This is a genomic window from Lacrimispora brassicae, assembly GCF_054772055.1.
This window is the reverse complement of record NZ_BRYH01000020.1, coordinates 76,820-95,181: the sequence shown is the minus strand read 5'-3', so window position 1 is coordinate 95,181 and position 18,362 is coordinate 76,820. Positions and strand designations below refer to the sequence as shown.

The 18,362-nt window shown below is 44.7% G+C and carries 18 protein-coding genes; 17 read left to right on the top strand and 1 reads right to left on the bottom strand.

Going from position 1 to position 18,362, the window contains the following annotated elements; genetic code table 11:
• Positions 1-33 precede the first annotated feature (33 nt).
• From ACYVD3_RS09640 to ACYVD3_RS09560, 17 genes are all read left to right on the top strand, one after another.
• The gene (locus ACYVD3_RS09640; RefSeq protein WP_158414640.1) at positions 34-453 is read left to right on the top strand and encodes a twitching motility protein PilT; all 420 of its coding nucleotides are present in this window, start codon (positions 34-36) and stop codon (positions 451-453) included.
• A gap of 256 nt (positions 454-709) precedes the next feature.
• Entirely contained in the window at positions 710-2,149 is a 1,440-nt protein-coding gene (locus tag ACYVD3_RS09635; RefSeq protein ID WP_460642292.1) for an HlyD family efflux transporter periplasmic adaptor subunit, read from the top strand.
• A 12-nt stretch (positions 2,150-2,161) separates the two neighbouring features.
• Positions 2,162-2,857: a YggS family pyridoxal phosphate-dependent enzyme gene (locus tag ACYVD3_RS09630; protein ID WP_460642291.1), complete on the top strand. Its 696-nt coding sequence runs from the start codon at positions 2,162-2,164 to the stop codon at positions 2,855-2,857.
• A 137-nt stretch (positions 2,858-2,994) separates the two neighbouring features.
• Entirely contained in the window at positions 2,995-3,513 is a 519-nt protein-coding gene (locus ACYVD3_RS09625) for a cell division protein SepF (protein ID WP_460642290.1), read from the top strand.
• Between the two features lie 328 nt (positions 3,514-3,841).
• Entirely contained in the window at positions 3,842-4,930 is a 1,089-nt protein-coding gene (gene aroB, locus ACYVD3_RS09620) for a 3-dehydroquinate synthase (protein ID WP_460642289.1), read from the top strand.
• Between the two features lie 10 nt (positions 4,931-4,940).
• On the top strand, positions 4,941-5,459 hold the full coding sequence (gene lspA / locus ACYVD3_RS09615) for a signal peptidase II (protein ID WP_460642288.1): 519 nt from the start codon (positions 4,941-4,943) through the stop codon (positions 5,457-5,459).
• Positions 5,456-6,370 carry an RluA family pseudouridine synthase gene (locus ACYVD3_RS09610; RefSeq protein ID WP_460642287.1) on the top strand — a complete coding sequence of 305 codons (915 nt, stop codon included), beginning with the start codon at positions 5,456-5,458 and terminating at the stop codon, positions 6,368-6,370. Before lspA ends, ACYVD3_RS09610 begins: the two co-directional genes overlap by 4 nt.
• A gap of 115 nt (positions 6,371-6,485) precedes the next feature.
• Complete coding sequence (locus tag ACYVD3_RS09605; RefSeq protein WP_460642286.1) at positions 6,486-7,130, top strand: cytidylate kinase-like family protein; 645 nt, start codon at positions 6,486-6,488, stop codon at positions 7,128-7,130.
• Between the two features lie 214 nt (positions 7,131-7,344).
• Positions 7,345-8,280, top strand: coding sequence for a GntR family transcriptional regulator YhfZ (yhfZ, locus tag ACYVD3_RS09600; protein WP_460642285.1), 936 nt, complete (start codon positions 7,345-7,347; stop codon positions 8,278-8,280).
• Between the two features lie 62 nt (positions 8,281-8,342).
• Positions 8,343-8,702 carry a PRD domain-containing protein gene (locus tag ACYVD3_RS09595; RefSeq protein ID WP_460642284.1) on the top strand — a complete coding sequence of 120 codons (360 nt, stop codon included), beginning with the start codon at positions 8,343-8,345 and terminating at the stop codon, positions 8,700-8,702.
• Between the two features lie 66 nt (positions 8,703-8,768).
• Entirely contained in the window at positions 8,769-9,137 is a 369-nt protein-coding gene (locus ACYVD3_RS09590) for a DUF2620 domain-containing protein (RefSeq protein ID WP_460642283.1), read from the top strand.
• A 5-nt stretch (positions 9,138-9,142) separates the two neighbouring features.
• Positions 9,143-10,453 (top strand): YhfT family protein, encoded by a 1,311-nt coding sequence (locus ACYVD3_RS09585; protein WP_460642282.1) that lies wholly within the window; start codon positions 9,143-9,145, stop codon positions 10,451-10,453.
• A gap of 13 nt (positions 10,454-10,466) precedes the next feature.
• Positions 10,467-11,450: an amidase family protein gene (locus ACYVD3_RS09580; protein WP_460642281.1), complete on the top strand. Its 984-nt coding sequence runs from the start codon at positions 10,467-10,469 to the stop codon at positions 11,448-11,450.
• Positions 11,451-11,635: 185 nt separating this feature from the next.
• Complete coding sequence (locus ACYVD3_RS09575; RefSeq protein ID WP_460642280.1) at positions 11,636-12,505, top strand: phosphotriesterase family protein; 870 nt, start codon at positions 11,636-11,638, stop codon at positions 12,503-12,505.
• A 13-nt stretch (positions 12,506-12,518) separates the two neighbouring features.
• The gene (locus ACYVD3_RS09570; protein WP_460642279.1) at positions 12,519-13,613 is read left to right on the top strand and encodes an aminotransferase class V-fold PLP-dependent enzyme; all 1,095 of its coding nucleotides are present in this window, start codon (positions 12,519-12,521) and stop codon (positions 13,611-13,613) included.
• Positions 13,614-14,777, top strand: coding sequence for a YhfX family PLP-dependent enzyme (locus ACYVD3_RS09565; RefSeq protein WP_460642278.1), 1,164 nt, complete (start codon positions 13,614-13,616; stop codon positions 14,775-14,777). It abuts the gene before it with no gap.
• Between the two features lie 48 nt (positions 14,778-14,825).
• Positions 14,826-16,040, top strand: coding sequence for a phosphopentomutase (locus ACYVD3_RS09560; protein ID WP_460642277.1), 1,215 nt, complete (start codon positions 14,826-14,828; stop codon positions 16,038-16,040).
• 82 nt (positions 16,041-16,122) lie between these two features.
• On the opposite strand, the gene glmS is transcribed toward ACYVD3_RS09560, so the two are convergent.
• The gene (gene glmS / locus ACYVD3_RS09555) at positions 16,123-17,940 is read right to left on the bottom strand and encodes a glutamine--fructose-6-phosphate transaminase (isomerizing) (protein WP_460642276.1); all 1,818 of its coding nucleotides are present in this window, start codon (positions 17,938-17,940) and stop codon (positions 16,123-16,125) included.
• Positions 17,941-18,362 lie beyond the last annotated feature (422 nt).

The window sequence follows — 18,362 nt, the reverse complement described above, 5'->3', positions numbered from 1 at the left end:
ATACAAATTATATAACTCAAGGAGGAGATTGCTATGGTGCAGATAATAGCAGGAAAAAAGGGTAAGGGAAAGACAAAACATCTGTTAGACAGAGCTAATTCCATTGTAAAAGAATCAACAGGTTCTATCGCCTACCTGGACAAAAGTTCCAAGCACATGTACGAATTAAGCAACAAGATCCGCCTCATTAATGTCAATGAGTATCCGATTACATCCAGTGAAGGATTTATAGGTTTTATCTGTGGTATCATATCTCAGGATCATGATTTGGAAATGATGTTTTTTGACAGCTTTTTGAAGCTGGCTTGCCTGGAAGGGGAAGACATATCTGAGACCATTGCAACTTTGGAAAAAATCGGTGAAAAGTATCACGTAACCTTTGTTCTCAGCGTTTCCATGGATGCAGAGAATATGCCTGAGAATGCCAAGGCCAATGTGGTTGTTTCATTATAATCATACATAAAGAAAAGGGGACTGAACGGTCAGTCCCCTTTGTTTTGCTTGAATTTTTTGGGTTTTCCTTTTATAATACTAGAAAGGAATGCCCTTCGGGCATACCTTTATGCCCAGAAAGCATGGGCAGGAATAAGAAAACACCCTTCGGGGATCCCTTTATGTCCAAAAAGCATGGACAATAATAATGAATGCCCTGCGGGCATACCTTTATGTCCAAAAAGCATGAACAATAATAATGAAAGGAGGCGCCAGGATGGCACAACAAAAGGCACCGCAGCCATTAAAACGGGCTGCCCGCCCAAAGAAAAATAAAAAGATCATCCGGTACCGGCGGCCTCTGAATATTAATGTCGGCATGATCATCTTTGCGCTGATCTTTGTTTATATGGTGTTCAGTGTTACCGCCTATGTCCGCAGAGATAAGGTAAAGTTTTATGAAGTGCAGGAAGGCAGCATCGTCAATAACAAGAATTACACGGGAATCATCCTCCGTCAGGAACAAGTTAAGAATGCAGACCGTTCCGGTTATGTCAATTACTATGTAAGAGAAGGAAAGCGGGCTTCCAACGGAACCCGGGTCTATTCCATTGACGAGACAGGAAATCTCACTTCATTTCTTGCAGAGAATTCAGAGGAAAAGGTCACACTGACTCCGGAAAATCTTGCTGAGCTGAAAAAGCAGTTGACCTCATTCAGCCTTACTTATGACACCGACCAGTTCCGTTCTGTCTATGATACCAAATACGCTTTGGAAGCCGAAGTTATGGAGTATATGAATTTTAATGCCCTGGATAACCTTGGAGATCAGATGGACAAGGCAGGCATTAGCTTTGAACAGGTAAAAGCGGACCAGGCTGGCATCGTCTCCTATGGAGTGGACTCCTATGAAGGACTTGAGCAATCAGCGGTCTCAGAAACCGCATTTGACCGCAGCAGTTATACAAAGACCATTACAAAATCCGGAAAACTCATAGAAAAGGGTGCTCCCGTTTATAAAATCATCACTTCTGATTTGTGGTCAATTGTGTTCCCCATGACAGAAGAAGACACCAAATCCTACGGAGACAAGACAAGTCTTACCGTAGAATTTTCCGGGCGGAATTTAAGGACCGCCGGAAGCTTTTCCGTATTTACCGGTACCGATGGAAAGCCTTTTGGAAAATTGGATTTTGATAAATACATGGTTCAATTTGCTTCTGACCGGTATGTTGATTTTGAAATCGTTTCCGATCAGGCAGACGGATTAAAGATCCCTGTAACAGCAGTTACAAAAAAAGATTTTTATCTGGTTCCCATGGACTATGTCACCCAGGGCGGCGACAGCCAGTCCACGGGTTTCAACAAGGAACTGTATTCCCAGTCCGGAGCCTCCGTTGTCTTTGTTCCTGCGGAGATTTACTATTCCGAAGGAAACAATTACTATATTGAAATGGGAGCGGAGGACGGCTTTAAAGCCGGAGATTATATTGTAAAGCCCAATTCTGCGGAACGGTATCAGATCGGGACAAGCGCTTCCCTTCAAGGCGTATATAACATAAACAAAGGGTACGCTGTTTTTAAGCAGATTGATGTGCTGGCTTCCAATGATGAATATTATACAGTGAAAAAGAACATGACCTATGGACTGGCGGTATACGATCATATCGTTTTGAAAGCAGAAGCTGTCAGTGAAGGGGAATTAATTTATCAATAAGAGGTGATTGATTTGATTAAAGAAAATCTGGAAGAAGTAAATAACCGGATTTTAGCCGCCTGTAAAAGGGCGGGTAGAAATCCGGAAGAAGTAACTCTCATAGCAGTAAGCAAAACAAAACCCACTGCCATGATATCAGAGGCATACTCTGCCGGCATAAGGGATTTTGGAGAAAATAAAGTGCAGGAGCTGTGGGATAAGCACCTTGCCCTTCCGGAAGATATCCGGTGGCATATGATCGGTCACTTGCAGAGAAATAAAGTGAAACAAGTCATTGATAAAGCTGTGCTGATCCACAGCGTAGATTCCATCCGGCTGGCCCAGCAGATCGAAGAGGAAGCGGCCAAAAAAAACCTGGTTGTGGATATCCTCTTGGAAGTGAATGTGGCAGAGGAGGAAAGCAAATTCGGATTTAAGCTGGAGGCGGCAGAAAACGCCATCCATGAAATCGCCAGGCTTCCCCATGTAAGGATAAAAGGTCTTATGACTATTGCACCTTTTGTAGAAAATTCTGAAGAAAATCGTCCAGTTTTTAAAAAATTAAGGCAATTTAATGTTGACATGCAAAGCAAAAACATTGATAATGTTAATATGAATATACTCTCGATGGGTATGACCGGAGACTATGAAGTCGCTATAGAAGAAGGTGCTACACTGGTAAGAGTCGGTACCGGAATTTTCGGTACAAGATATTATATGAACACTTAATGAGTGCAAGAGTAGAGATGCGAAGCAGATCCTGCTTTGCATGATCAGGCATGAATTTAGTGAGAATATATGCCAGGACACCTGGGAAGGCCTTTTTCGGCTTAGGGATCATGGCATAAGATTGGAGAGAATAAAGTATGAGCATTTTAGGCAAACTGATGGATAGCATGCGCTTAAATGATACAGATGATGACGATTACTATTTAGACGATGATTACGAGAATGAAAACGATAAACCTGCGAAAAGGGCCCTTTTTTCAAAAAAGAATGAGGAGGACTACTACGAGGAAGAGGAAGAGTATGAACAAAAACCCCGTTTTCTGTCCCGTTCTCCAAAGGTAGTACCTATGAAGCAGAGCCGTTCCATGGAAGTATCCATGGTAAAACCCACCTCCATTGAAGATGCAAAGGAAATTTGCGATTATATGCTGGCAGGAAAGGCTGTTGTCCTTAATATGGAGGGCATTCATACGGAAGTCGCTCAGAGAATCATTGACTTTACTTCAGGCGCAACTTACTCCATGAATGGTAATTTGCAGAAGATATCAAATTACATATTCATAGCAACGCCGGAATCCGTAGAACTCTCCGGTGATTTTCAGGATCTGTTAAATAATGGAAGCCTGGATATGGGCGGAATGAATTTACGCCTGTAACAGATATTCCGTAAAAGACATCAATACATTTCTTTGAATGGTACAAGCAGACGATTTTCCACTTGACACGCTTCCTCAAATCGTTGCAGCATTGCAATGGAGGGAACGGGAAGGAAGATTGTTTGCTTTCTTCCATGATATAGGAATATAGATAAATCGGTTGGAGGAACGCTCTGCGGGCATACCTTGATGTCCAAAAAGCATGGACAGAAAAGAGGAACGCCCTGCGGGCATACCTTGATGTCCAAAAAGCATGGACAGAAGAGAGGAACGCCCTGCGGGCATACCTTGATGTCCAAAAAGCATGGACAGAAGAGAGGAAAATATCATGGGAAATAGAATTCCGGTACACATGAACGGTACCTTAATTTATGAGATTGTCATGGAAACTGGATTTGATAAGCTAAAGGAAGAATTGAAAAAGCTGAATCTGGAAGAGCGCAAGGTCTGCATTGTTACGGATTCCAATGTGGCCCCCCTTTACCTTGAGGAAGTTGAAACCATTGTTTCTTCCTGCTGTAGAAAAACAGAACATTTTATCTTTCCTGCAGGCGAAGAAAATAAAAATCTGGATACAGTCAGAAACCTATATGAGGCCCTTATTTTAAAGCAGTTTGACCGCCATGATTATCTGCTGGCTCTGGGCGGAGGCGTAGTAGGCGATTTATGCGGCTATGGGGCAGCCACCTATCTCCGGGGAATATCCTTCATCCAGGTACCTACCACATTGCTGTCTCAGGTAGATTCCAGCATCGGAGGAAAGACAGGCGTTGATTTTGACTCCTACAAAAATATGGTAGGAGCCTTTCATATGCCCAAGCTGGTTTATTCCAATATTGCCTCCTTAAAGACCCTCTCAGAGGAACAGTTTTCTTCGGGAATGGGAGAGATCATCAAACATGGATTAATCAAAGACGCCTCTTATTATGAATGGCTGATGGAACACGCCTCTGAAATCCGGAACAGGGATTTAACCGCATTAAGCCAAATGGTGCTTATAAGCAACCAGATCAAACGTGATGTGGTGGAAAAGGACCCAACGGAACAGGGAGAAAGGGCTCTTTTAAATCTGGGACATACCCTGGGCCATGCCATTGAAAAGCTTTCGGATTTCCGCCTGGTGCACGGCCACTGCGTAGGGCTTGGCTGCATCGCTGCCATGGCAATTTCCGTAAAACGGGGAATGATCCGGTCAGGGGAGCTTCCAAGGCTTTTAACCGTAATGAAGGAGTTTGATATGCCTGTTACGGTGAGCGGGCTTTCCCCGGAAAATATCGTTCTCACTACAAAAAGTGATAAAAAAATGGATTGTGGCACCGTCCGGTTTATTCTGTTAGAGCAGATCGGAAAAGCCTGTGTCGACAAGACCGTTACCGAAGCTGAAATGACAGAAGGGCTTCGCCATATCTTAGCTTAAGGAGACTTTCATGAATCAAAAAATAAAACTGATCATTGGTATGATCATCGTCTTTTTTCTTTCCATTGGATTGGATCAATGGACAAAGTTTCTTGCGGTTAAGAATCTCATGAACCGGCCCCCCTTTGTAATCTGGGACGGAGTATTTGAATTTTTTTATTCTGAAAACCGGGGGGCAGCCTTTGGAATGCTTCAGGGTAAGCAGGTGTTTTTCCTGCTGGTGGCTTTGGCAGTGCTTTCAGGAGCAGCCTTTGCCGTCAGCCGTATGCCTGCTGACAGAAAATATCTGCCCCTTCACCTGGTTGCCATGTTTCTGTCAGCAGGAGCTGTTGGGAATATGATCGACCGCTTTACCAGAGGCTATGTGGTGGATTTTCTCTATTTTAAGCTGATCAATTTTCCCATTTTTAATGTTGCCGATTGCTATGTTACGGTTTCCATGTTTCTCTTTATGCTTTTATTTCTTTTTTATTACAAGGAGGAGGACTTATCCTGTCTTTCTCTTCATAAAAAGGAGGAGCAGGGTTGAAGCAAGAGTTTGTAGTGGCTGGGGAAGAAGCCGGAATCCGGATCGACCTGTATTTATCCCAACGGTGCCAGGACATTTCCCGTTCTTACCTTCAGAAGCTTTTAAAGGAGCAGTCCGTGCTGGTGGAAGAAAAATCAGTAAAAAGCAATTATAAAGTAAATCCGGGGGACCGGATCACCCTGTCCCTTCCTGAAATGACGGAACCGGACATCCTGCCGGAGGAAATCCCCCTTGATATCATCTATGAGGATAAGGATGTCATTCTTATCAACAAGCCAAAAGGGATGGTAGTCCATCCCGCCGCAGGCCATTACAGCGGAACCCTGGTCAATGGGCTCATGTCCCATTGCCGCAGTGAGCTATCTGGAATAAACGGAGTTATGCGCCCTGGAATCGTCCATCGAATCGATATGGATACCACCGGGGTTCTTATTGTATGTAAAAATGACATGGCTCATAATTCCATTTCTGAACAGCTAAAGGAGCATTCCATCACCAGGAAATACGCGGCAATCGTACACGGAGTCTGTAAGGAGGATGAGGGAACCATCAATGCGCCCATTGGCCGCCATCCCGTAGACCGGAAAAAAATGAGCATCAATGAAAAGAATGGAAGAGAAGCAGTGACCCATTACCGTGTCCTGGAACGGTTTAGGCAGTTTACCTATATAGAATGCCAGCTTGAAACAGGGCGGACTCATCAGATCCGGGTCCATATGGCAAGCATTGGGCATCCCCTTTTAGGCGATTCTGTCTATGGCCCTGGAAAATGCCCCTTCCACCTTACGGGACAGACCCTTCATGCCGGCATTCTGGGAATCATTCACCCCAGGACAGGAGAATACATGGAATTTACGGCGCCTCTTCCTGATTATTTTGAAGAATTATTAAGAATATTGCGGACAACTTAACAATCCAACTAAGAGATTTTCTCTTAAAAAACTGTTAAATTAAAATTAAATTATAGATTTTTCAGAATTTTTGAAGTATAATGTAGTTATAAGATCACTGGAAGGAGCTGTCTATATGAGTGGAAATTTAGTAATTGCGATTGGGAGACAATGCGGAAGTTCTGGAAAGATCATCGGACAGAAACTGGCAGAAGAACTGGGTATTAAGTGCTATGACAAGGAGCTTTTGGCACTTGCAGCAAAAAAAAGCGGGTTATGCGAAGAATTATTCCAGACCCACGATGAAAAACCAACCAACAGTTTTCTGTATTCCCTGGTAATGGATACATATTCCATGGGATTTACCACCTCTGGTTACATGGATATGCCCATTAACCATAAGATTTTTTTAGCACAGTTTGATACCATCAAACAGTTGGCAGATGAAGAGTCCTGTGTGATCGTGGGAAGATGTGCTGATTATGCGCTGGAAGATTACCCCAACCTTGTCTCCGTGTTCATTACAGCCGATGAAGAAGACAAGATCAAGTCCTTAAAGGAACTTTATCATGTGGATGATCCCAAAGCAAAGGATATTATGGTTAAAACGGATAAAAAGCGTTCCAGCTACTATAATTACTATTCCAATAAAAAATGGGGAGATGTAAGAAGCTACGATCTTTGTATTAACCGAAGCTCCATAGGTGTGGATGGTACGGTAAAACTGATCCGTAATTTTGTAGATGCAAAGATGGAGTGGAATAAGGCAAACCGCCAGTAAATGAATTTTCTTTAAAAAACCATATTATTTTCATCCCATCGTGAAAAGACGGACATTTCTGTGAGATAAAAGAAATGTCCGTCTTTTGCCTGGGTCTTTGTACTTCCTGTACAGAAAATAACAATATTCAAAAAAATATTGTTGACATTGCACATGTTATGTGATACTGTTTGAATATACAAAATAATGTAAATTGGTAAAAGCGAGTGATTTCATGAAAAACAAAAGTTTAGAGGCCGGAAACCTATATCAGAAAATAGGCTTGGTAAAAAATCTGTTGGCACTGGATCTAATGTCCAGGAATGCAGGAGACCGGATTCTGCCAATCTCAGAGTACCAGGATAAGTTCGGAGTATCCAGGGGAACCATTCAGAACGCATTTGCCTGTTTAAAGGAGTGCAATGCCGTGACACTGGAAAATCATGGGCATCAGGGAACCTGCATCAAAGAGATTGATTACAAAAAGCTGCAGGAAAACTGTATGCGCAGAGAAATTCTTGGAATTATGCCCCTTCCCTATTCCGTGACTTATGAGGGATTCGCCACGGCCATGTATATTCAGTTCGCACCCCTTAACTTTAATATGGCTTACGCCAGAGGCGCAGTGGGCCGTATTGAACTGGTGGAATCAGGAACTTATCATTTTGCGGTCTGTTCCCAGTATGCGGCGGAACAATCCATAAAAGAAGGAAAGCAGATTGAGGCGGCAATAAACTTTGGTCCTGGCAGCTTCCTTTCCAGGCACGTGCTTCTTTTATCAGATCCCGGATATGACAGCATTCAGGATGGCATGAGGATCGCATATGACAGCAGCTCCATTGACCAGAGCTGCATTACCAGAAATATTATCCACGGCAAAAAGGTTACCCTGGTCCCCATCCGGGCCCAGCAGACTGTCAATGCCTTGATGGATGGTATCATTGATGCCGGAGTATGGAACTATGATGATATCCAGGAGCACAAACACGAACAATTGAAAGTAGCATTTTTAGATGATTCTGATTATAACAATCTGTTTTCAACAGCGGTTATGGTTATCAGAAAAGAGGATGAGTATCTGAAAACTCTGCTGAAAAAGTATGTCAGTGTACCAAAGGCAGTGGATATCATCCGGGAGGTAAGAGAGAAGAAAAGAGAGCCCTATTTTTAATGGGTATCTTTTTAAATCAAAGTACAAAATAATGTATATTGAGTTGAGGAGGAGGAAATCCAATGGAATTAAAAGATATTTTAAACCAGCGTCTGGATATTCTGGAGGAAAATCATGTGATTTGCAAAAAAGTGGCGGATTATTCCAGAAAAGCGGTGGAACGGATCCTGGAAGAAAAGCCTGACACAGAAGAGGATAAAGCGGCAATGTTCATCACCCATCTGGCCATGGCAGGGCAAAGGGTTTTAGACGGGGTGGTGGAACATCCTTTGGATCACACGCTTTTAGATGGAATTAAAAAAGAACCGGTTTTTCAAAGAGCAGAGGCGTTAAAAGATGAACTGCTAAAGGAAACAGATATCCAGTTTCCGGAAGTGGAGCGGGATTTCCTGACCGTTCATCTATGCAATCTGCTCTCATAATGGGGTATCAGGGCTAAATGGCCTTTATTAAGAAATGATACAAAGATAAAAAGGAGGATAGCAGCAATGAAGATTGTGGTTGGTGGTCAGATTGACAAGGAAGAAATTGCCAGGCTGGTGGCCCTGGAGATGAATGACAGGGCAGAGATTGAGATCAAGGGGGATTTAGATGCAGCATTGGGCGTAAAAAACGGGAAGTATGATTATTATGTGGGTGCCTGTAATACCGGAGGCGGCGGAGCGCTGGCTATGGCTATGGCCATGCTGGGTTCCGGGCTATGTTCTACGATTTCCATGCCAGGAAATATAAAAAGCGGGGATTTTATCAGGGAAGAGGTTCATAAGGGCAAAAAAGCATTCGGGTTTACGGCACAGCACAAAGAAGAGGTCCTTCCGGTCCTGCTTCAGGCAATCATTGAGAAAGAGGGGGCTTAACAGGTATGAACTACTTAGTTATTGCATTAATCGGAGCACTGGCTTCCGTTTTATCCAATCAGGGAATCGCAGTATTTAATGACGGTTTCCGGCCAATTGTGGGGCAGTATTTTAATGGAGAGATCAGCCGGAAAGAACTGGCAGCCATGAGCTTTGCCATAAGTTTTGGCCTGGTCATTGGTTTTGGCATCCCCACATCCATCGCAGCAAGCATTATATTGATCCATTGTCTGCTGCTTACTACGGATATAATCGGTTCTTTCTGTAATAACAGCAGGAACGGAATGATCCTTTCCGCTGTCATCGGAGCCGTCTATGGTTTGGCGATTCTGGCCGGTCTGGAGTTTGTTGTAAAACTGTTCAGCTATATGCCATATAACTTTACCAGTGACTTAGGAAGCGTTTCCGGTTATATAACGGTTGCATTTGCTGTGTTCCCGGCAGTGGGCATTGCTTATCAGCACGGTTTTAAAAAGGGCATGACAGCCGCAGCCGTAACCGTACTGGTATATTTTCTTGTGAAAAAATTCGGTACTTTTTCTGTTGGTGCAGGCAAGGTTTCTTTAAATGCAGAAGGAATGGCAATGCTGGCTGGTATGATTATGATGATTCTTTATGCTGCACAGCAGAAAGGAACGGAACATACCAATGAGGGACTGACTCAAGGCTTTGAGGGTAATATTTTACGCATCCGTAAAAACTGGCTGTTACTTGCCGCTATGGGCGGTCTGATTGCAGCCGGAACCAGCCTTTCTATTATTGCCGGTGATCCTGCTTCCCTGGCCCTTTTGGCCAGCCAGGAATACAGCAACGCAGGCTTGACCGCACTGGCAAGAGCCATTGGTTTCATACCCCTGGTATTTACTACAGCCATTGTTACAGGTGTGTACGGTGCGGCAGGCTGCACCTTTGTATTTGTAGTCGGACTGTTCCTCCATGGAAATCCCCTCCTCGCTTTTGTGCTGGGATTTGCAGTCATGGTAGCTGAGATTTTCCTTATTAACATTTTTGCAAAATACATGGATAAATTCCCAGGAGTCAAGGATATGGGAGAGTATGTGAGAACATCCATGAACAAGGTTCTGGAAATTTCATTACTGGCAGGCGGTATTGTTGCTGCAGAGAAAATGGCAGCTTCCTCTTCCGGATACACCGGAATCGGAGCACTGTTTGTAATCGGAGCCTTTCTTTTAAATAAGAAAGCGAAAAAACCCATTGTTGACCTGGCTGTGGGGCCCGTAGCATGTATCGTTTTTGGAGTATTGATGAATCTTCTTCTCATAATCGGCCTCATTGCAGTCCCGATACCAAAATAATCCGGGAGCTGTTATGGAACGAATCGAAAATTATGCAAAAAAAACTTTTTTAGCACTTAAAAATCCTTACTGCACCGTAAACAAAGTAGATCCCCGGGTCATTGACCTGGTTGCCCCAACCCTTCAGGAACATGGGTTTGCCTGGTATACCGGAATCAAGGATACTCCGGTCATTCCCGAAATACTAAAAGAACGCCTGAAAGAAAATGGCTTTCTGCCTCATACCGCCGACAAGATGGCGTTGGGCGGAAGAGCCGTGGATTTACAGCTTATCAATCCCATTACCGGAAAATGGATGACCGGCTCCAGCAGCGGTACGGCTCTCAATGTATTTTATGGGATCAATGATGCGGGAATCGGAACAGACGGGGGCGGCAGTGTCCTGGCACCTGCCGCTGCCCTCAATCTTTATGGATTCATCTCTCCTTTAATAGAGCAGGATCATATGAGGCAGCATTCAAAGGCTTCCACGGATGGAATCCTGTTTTCTCCCAGCCTTGGGGCCATTACCAGGGATCTTAAAACCCTGGAACAGATTTTAACCCCCTTGCTTGGAATAACCATGACAGAGGAATCCATGGATTGGGAGGCCGGCTGGGAATGGAAAGAGGTTCCCAATGGAAGCCAGCCGGATATTTATGGAAGCCGGGGACCATTGATACAATACTTAAACGGGATCTTAAGTCCGGGCACCATCCTGATTTCAAGGGAAGGGCCTGTGGATGTGAATGCCATGGGAGACAGCATTTACGGTCATTTTGATAAGGAAACAGAACAGTGCCAGGCTCATTCGGGAAAAGGACTGATGCGGGTGGTCAACATGTGCGGAAAATCTGCACTGACCGTTCCAGCCAGTGAACTGGGATGCTGTACCGTCCTTATCTGCGAAAGTCAAAAAGATGCCATTAAGGCCATGTTCCGAAAGGCCAGATCACTGACCCGGGAAAGATCACGGCTGATCCAGCGGTACTTCATGAATTTTGATATGTATTTCTAGAGAAAGAAAAAGCGGGGTGCAGCTTTTGTACACCCTGGGATAAAATTTCCTGACAGGAAAAAAGAAAGAGGAAAGGTTGAAAGACGTTTTTCTTTCAACCTTAAGTTTATGAACAGCGCGCCCCGCTTCACCGGGCGTCAACTGGATATGCAATCATATCCCCTTGATTCATTGGGAGGCAAAATATGGAAAAAGGTTATACCATGATGCATGAACACATTACTATAGACTTATCAGGAGTCAAAAAAGATCAGGATTGCCGGCTGGACTGCTTTGAAGAAACAAAAGAAGAGCTTCGCGGCCTGTATCAACTTGGTGTCAGGCGTATTCTGGATGTGACCAACATGGGTATGGGAAGGAATCCGGAATACGTGAGCCGTATGGAGAAAGCTACCGGAATCCAAATTTTCCAGGCCACCGGTTTTTACAAAGAGCCGTTTCTTCCGGATTTTGTGTATTCCATGTCTGAAAAGGAACTGGCAGAACTGGTGGAAAAGGAAGTGACGGAAGGAATAGAGGCTTCCGGCATCAAAGCAAAGGTCATAGGAGAGTTCGGAACCAGCAAAGGCATCATGACGGATATGGAAAAAAAGGTGTTTCATTCCATGGCTCTTGCGGCGGTACGTACCGGTGCTGTGGTCACCACCCATACCACCCTGGGAACCCTGGCTCTGGAACAGGCACAATATTTAAAAAAAGCCGGGATAAAGCCGGAAAAAATCATCATCGGCCATTTAGACCTTTCCCTTGATCCGGATTACATTCTTTCGGTTCTGAAGGAAGGTGTTAACATTGGATTTGATACTGTGGGAAAAAATAATTACTGTCCTGACCCGTTCCGTGCAGAAACCTTAAAACGGATCTCAAATGAAGGGTATCTGGGACAGGTGGTATTATCTATGGATATTACCAGGAAATCCCATTTGAAAAAATGGGGAGGTCTGGGTTATGCTTATCTGTTTGAAACCTTTCTTCCCATGCTTCGGGAATATGGTTTATCTGAGGAAGAAATTGATATGCTGCTGATTGACAATCCGGACCGGATTTTGAAGTAAGGAGGAAGGGAACATGCAGACTTATCCCTTATCTAGCATCTCCGTGGAGGAGGCTGCCAGGCTGCAATTTAAAGTAATTGATTGTATCACAAAAGAATTCAGCGGCCGTGAAATTTTAAACCGGGGAGATTTAGGGGTTGTTCCGGGGCTTAATAAGCCGGTAACCACAAAAAAAGCCGAGCAGGTTATTGCAGATTTATTTGATGGAGAAGCCTGTATTCTGGTAAGAGGAGCTGGAAGCGGAGCCATACGGTTTGGACTTCACAGCATGTTAAAGCCAGGCGAAAAGATCCTGGTACACAAGGCGCCTGTTTACAACACCACTGCCACATCTTTGGAAATGCTGAACATTCCGGCAATAGAGGCTGATTACAATGATCCGGATGATATACGCCGGGTGATGAAGGAAAATAATGATATTAAGGGCGCTCTGATCCAATACACCAGGCAAAAGCCGGATGACAGCTACGACTTATCCCAGGTGGTAAAAACCATTAAAGAGTGCAGGGAAATCCCCATATTGACCGATGACAACTATGCTGCCATGAAAGTGAGGAGGATCGGTATTCAGTGGGGAGCTGACCTTTCCTGTTTTTCCTCATTTAAGCTGCTGGGCCCGGAAGGCGTAGGCGTTATCGTGGGGAAGACATGCTATATTGAAAAGCTTGTGAAGGAAAGTTATTCCGGAGGCATGCAGGTTCAGGGCCATGAAGCTCTGGATGTGCTCCATGGCCTTGTTTATGCGCCTGTGGCCCTGGCCATCCAGGCCCAGGTAAATGAAGAATGTGTAAAGCGGCTGAATGCAGGCGAAATACCTCATGTGAAACAGGCATTTCTGGCCAATGCCCAGTCAAAGGTACTTTTGGTGGAGTTTTATGAAAACATTGCAGAAAAGGTACTTATGGAAGCCGAAAAACTGGGGGCAGCGCCCAATCCGGTGGGTGCGGAATCAAAGTATGAGCTGGTTCCCATGTTTTACCGGATATCCGGTACCTTCCGGAATGCGGATCCCACACTGGAAAACCGCATGATCCGGATCAACCCCATGCGTTCCGGGGCGGATACCATTTTACGCATTATTAAAGAATCAATAGAAAGAGTGATATAAATGTTTTTAGAGCAGACCATAAAGCGAAACCCGGAACTGATCAAAGCCTCCTTTGACCTTCATCAAAGAGGGCAGATCCAACCGGATTCTTATGTGATAGACGTGGATACCTTTCTGGAAAATGCATCTTATATGTTAAAAGAAGCAAAAGAAAAAGAAATCCGGCTGTTTTTTATGCTGAAACAGGCCGGAAGAAATCCCTATCTGGCAAAGAAGCTGGTGGAGCTGGGCTATGAAGGGGCCGTTGTGGTGGATTATAAGGAAGCAAAAGTTATGATGGAGCACCGGATCCCCATTGCAAACGCAGGACATCTGGTACAGATTCCTACTGCCCAGATAGAGGAAATCGTAGCATACCGCCCTCAGATGATCACAGTATATTCTGAAGAAAAGATTCGTCAGATTCATGAAGCAGCAAAAAAACTGGGTCTTTTGCAGGAAATCGTTCTTCGTGTTTATGGGGATTTGGATACAATCTACTCGGGGCAGACAGCAGGATTCCATCTTGAAACATTAAAAGATCTGGCAGAGCGGATCAAAACACAGTATCCCTGTGTAAGGATTGCAGGTGTCACTTCTTTCCCCTGTTTTCTATATGAAGAAGATTCCCGCGACTTAGTCCCTACCGGAAACATGGAAACCGTGAAACGGGCGGCAGCGATTTTAAAGGAGCAGGGGTTGGATTTATCCATTATCAATACGCCTTCTGCATCCTGTACCTACACCTTAAGCAAGATCAGGGAGCTGGGAGGAAACTGCGCCGAACCGGGCCATGGCCTTACCGGAACCACTCCAATGCATGCAGACCATGTGCTGGCGGAAGTCCCATGCGTCACTTATGTAAGTGAAATATCCCATAATTTCAAAGGGCTGGCCTATTGTTTCGGCGGCGGCTATTACAGGCGCTCCCACGTAAAATCAGCCCTGGTTGGAACCGGTTTTGATAATTTCACAAAAATGGGCGTTATTCCCCCTTCCAATGAAAGCATTGATTATCATTTTGGTCTGACAAAAGAAGGAATCGTAGGAGATACTGTGGTCATGGCATTCCGTTACCAGATCTTTGTTACCCGGTCAGATGTGGTGCTGGTGGAAGGGTTGAAAAAGAAAAAGCCGCGAATCGTTGGAATATATGACAGCACGGGGAAAATGATTGAAACATAAAATTTTACTCTGTGCCCGCATATCTGCTTGATTCATTAGGAGGCAAAAATGAAAAAAAGATTTATTGTCATTGTTTTGGATGGATTCGGCATCGGAGCCATGGAAGATGCCCCCATTGTCAGGCCAGGAGATGAAATGGCCAATACCCTTAGAAGCATTTTAAGGGACTACCCTGATTTAAAGCTTCCGGCGCTGGAAAAGCTGGGGCTTATGAATGCCTATGGTGAGGAAAGTGCCCTTATGAAATTCTCGCCTGAAGCAAATTTTGGAAGCTGTGAGCTTAAGCATTTTGGGGCTGACACATTTATGGGTCATCAGGAAATTATGGGAACACTTCCTAAAGAACCGGAGGTCCATCCCTTTCAGGAAAAAGCAGACGCAGTAAAAGCACATCTGGAGGCAAACGGACATCAGGTACAATTCATAGAACGGCAGGGACTGCGCTATTTACTGGTAGACCACTATGTGACCGTAGCCGATAATCTGGAGGCGGACTTAGGGATGTGCTATAACGTAACAGCTCCGTTGGATGTGATCTCCTTTGAAGAGGAATATGCCATCGCCAGAAAGGTACGGGAGGTCGTAACCGTAGGCCGGGTGATTGTGTTTGGGGGAACCGGAAATACCATGGAAGACCTTTGGAATGCAGAGGAAGTAAAGCAGGGCCGTTTCATCGGTATTGCATCTGCAAAATCCAAATCCTACGATCAGGGCTACCAGTGCAGACACTTGGGCTACGGAGTGGATCAGAAGGTGCAGGCACCCACGATTCTCACAAAAGCAGGTTTTGACTGTACCCTGATCGGAAAAGTAGCGGACATTGTAGCCAATGATGGGGGGCAAAGCATTTCCTGCGTACCCACTGAGGAAGTGATGGACCTTACGCTTCGGAAAACAAAAGCATTGCACCATGGCTTTTTGTGTACCAATGTGCAGGAAACTGATTTGGCCGGACATTCCCAGTCCACTATGACCTATAAAAGGATCCTGGAAATCGCAGACCAGGGAATCAGCAGGCTTTTACCGGAGCTGGCTTCCCAGGACATTCTGGTCATCATGGCCGATCACGGAAATGACCCCAATATCGGCCACAGCAAGCATACCAGGGAATGTGTCCCCCTTCTGGTCTATAAGAAGGGAATTACAGGAAGAAGTCTGGGAAAGAGAAAAACCCTGTCTGACATAGGTGCAACTGTTTGTGATTATTTTGACACAGATGCTCCGGAAAATGGAGAATCCTTTCTGCCATTTCTAAAAGATTGATGCTAAAAAGCTTAAGTCCATAAAAAACATGAGGAGAAACGGCCAATGCCGCACCCCTCATGTTTTTTCTTTTCTTATGATATTACTCAACCGTTACAGACTTAGCCAGGTTCCTGGGCTGATCCACATCCAGATCCTTTCCTACAGAAGCATAATATGCAATGAGCTGCAGTACAACCGCTATTGGAAATACGGTGAACTTATCGCCGATTTCCGGGATATTGATCTGGGCATCAGCGATCCCAGGCTCAACCTTTGCCCGTTCCTTTGTCAGCAAAATCACAAATGCACCTCTTGCCTTCACTTCCCGGATATTGGAGATGGTTTTTGAAAAAATCTTTTCCTGGGTTGCGATGGCGATCACAGGAACCTGATCCGTAATAAGAGCGATGGTCCCGTGTTTCAATTCTCCTGCAGCATAGGCTTCCGCATGGATATAGGAAATCTCCTTTAATTTCAAGGCCCCCTCCAGGGAAAACGCGTAATCCAGTCCCCGTCCGATAAAAAAGGCGTCCGGTTTATTGATCAAATGGGTTACCAAAGCCTTTACTTCATCCTTTTTTTCAATCATGGCTTCCATGGCCGGTATGGCATCAAGAAGTTTTTTTATGAAATCCTCGGCTTCTTCATGGTCATAATTTCCCCGGACAAAGGCCATCCGGCAGCATACCATGTAAAGGGCAGCCAGTTGGACAGAATATGCCTTGGTGCTGGCAACTGCAATTTCCGGGCCTGCATGGGTATAAAGGACATAGTCGCTTTCCCTTGCTATGGTAGAGCCTTTTACATTGACCACAGAAAGAGTAGAAGCGCCGAAAGCTTTTGCCAGCCGCAAAGCAGCCAGAGTATCAATGGTTTCCCCTGACTGGGATATGATGATCACCAGGGTTTTGTCATCAATGAGGGGATTCTCATAACGGAATTCGGAAGCAATGGAAACCGTAACGGGAATCCTCAGTAAGGGTTCCATAAGAGCCCTGGCCACCATCCCCGCGTGCATGGCGGTCCCGCATGCTACGATGTGAACCTGGCTGCACTGTTTTAACACAGAGTCAGGAATGCCGTCATCCCCAAAGTCCGGAAGTCCTTTTACCAGACGGGGCAATATGGTGTTTTTAAGGGCCTCCGGCTGCTCGTGGATCTCCTTAAGCATAAAATGAGGAAATCCGTTCTTCATGGCAGCATCCATGTTCCAGTTTACCTCCATCAGCTCCGGAACTTCTTCCTGCCGCTTAAGGTTATAAAGATGGACTTTATAGGAGGTAAGCTTTACAATATGATCTTCAGGAACTACAAAATACTGCCTGGTATAAGGGATAAGGGCAGTTAAGTCCGAGGCCACAAAAGAACCGGACCGGGTATAAGCCACTACCAGGGGGCTGACGTTGCGGATGGCATAGATCTCCCCAGGGTGATCTTCAAACATCACGCAAAAGCTGTAGGAACCTTTTAAATAGGAGACAAACTTTGAAATAGCCTCCACAGGGTCTCCCTGATAAATGCTTTCCAAAACCCAGGCAGCCACCTCACTGTCGGTTTCAGAGCGAAGTTTCCCTTCCAGATGAAAATCCAGGGTCAACTGATGATGATTTTCTATAATGCCGTTATGAACCAGTGTGATCAGGCCTGCCTGGTGGGGATGGGTATTCTGGGTCGTCACTCCTCCGTGGGTTGCCCATCTGGTGTGCCCCAGACCGCAATGGGATACTGTTGTGATCTTTTTGCATTCTTCCCTTAAATTGGATACTTTTCCTATATGTCTGACCAGACGGATATGGGAATTCTCCATAAAAAGGGCAATGCCTGCGCTGTCGTAACCACGGTATTCCAACTGGGATAATCCATCAATCAATATTTTCTTAGAATCTAAGGGTCCTGTATATCCAATAATTCCACACATAATTTTCTAATCTCCTTACATATTCATTTTATTTCTGCACTTGTTCTTAAAAATGGCAAACAAAAAGGAAGCTGTCTGGCTTTAATTTTTAAAAACGGCAGCTTTTGCTTCATCACATTCTGTTATATCTCCGGTTCCAACGCATTTGTTTTGCAGTTACCCGCATATTTCACGTAAGATACACGCCCGGAGGGGCATGGAAGGGCATCCGCCGAAAATTCGATAACCCTTCACCTCGTCAACCCTTGATACCATTTTTCATTGGAAAAATGTTCACGATCGTATCAACAGGTGCATGGCGCTTAGCTTTGCTATGATCATTTATGCCTCCCTCATAAATCTAGTTTATTATAGCCTGTGATTGTTTGTGCGTCAATACCATGATTTACAATCATTTTACGAAAAGCTCCTTTTTCATTTTA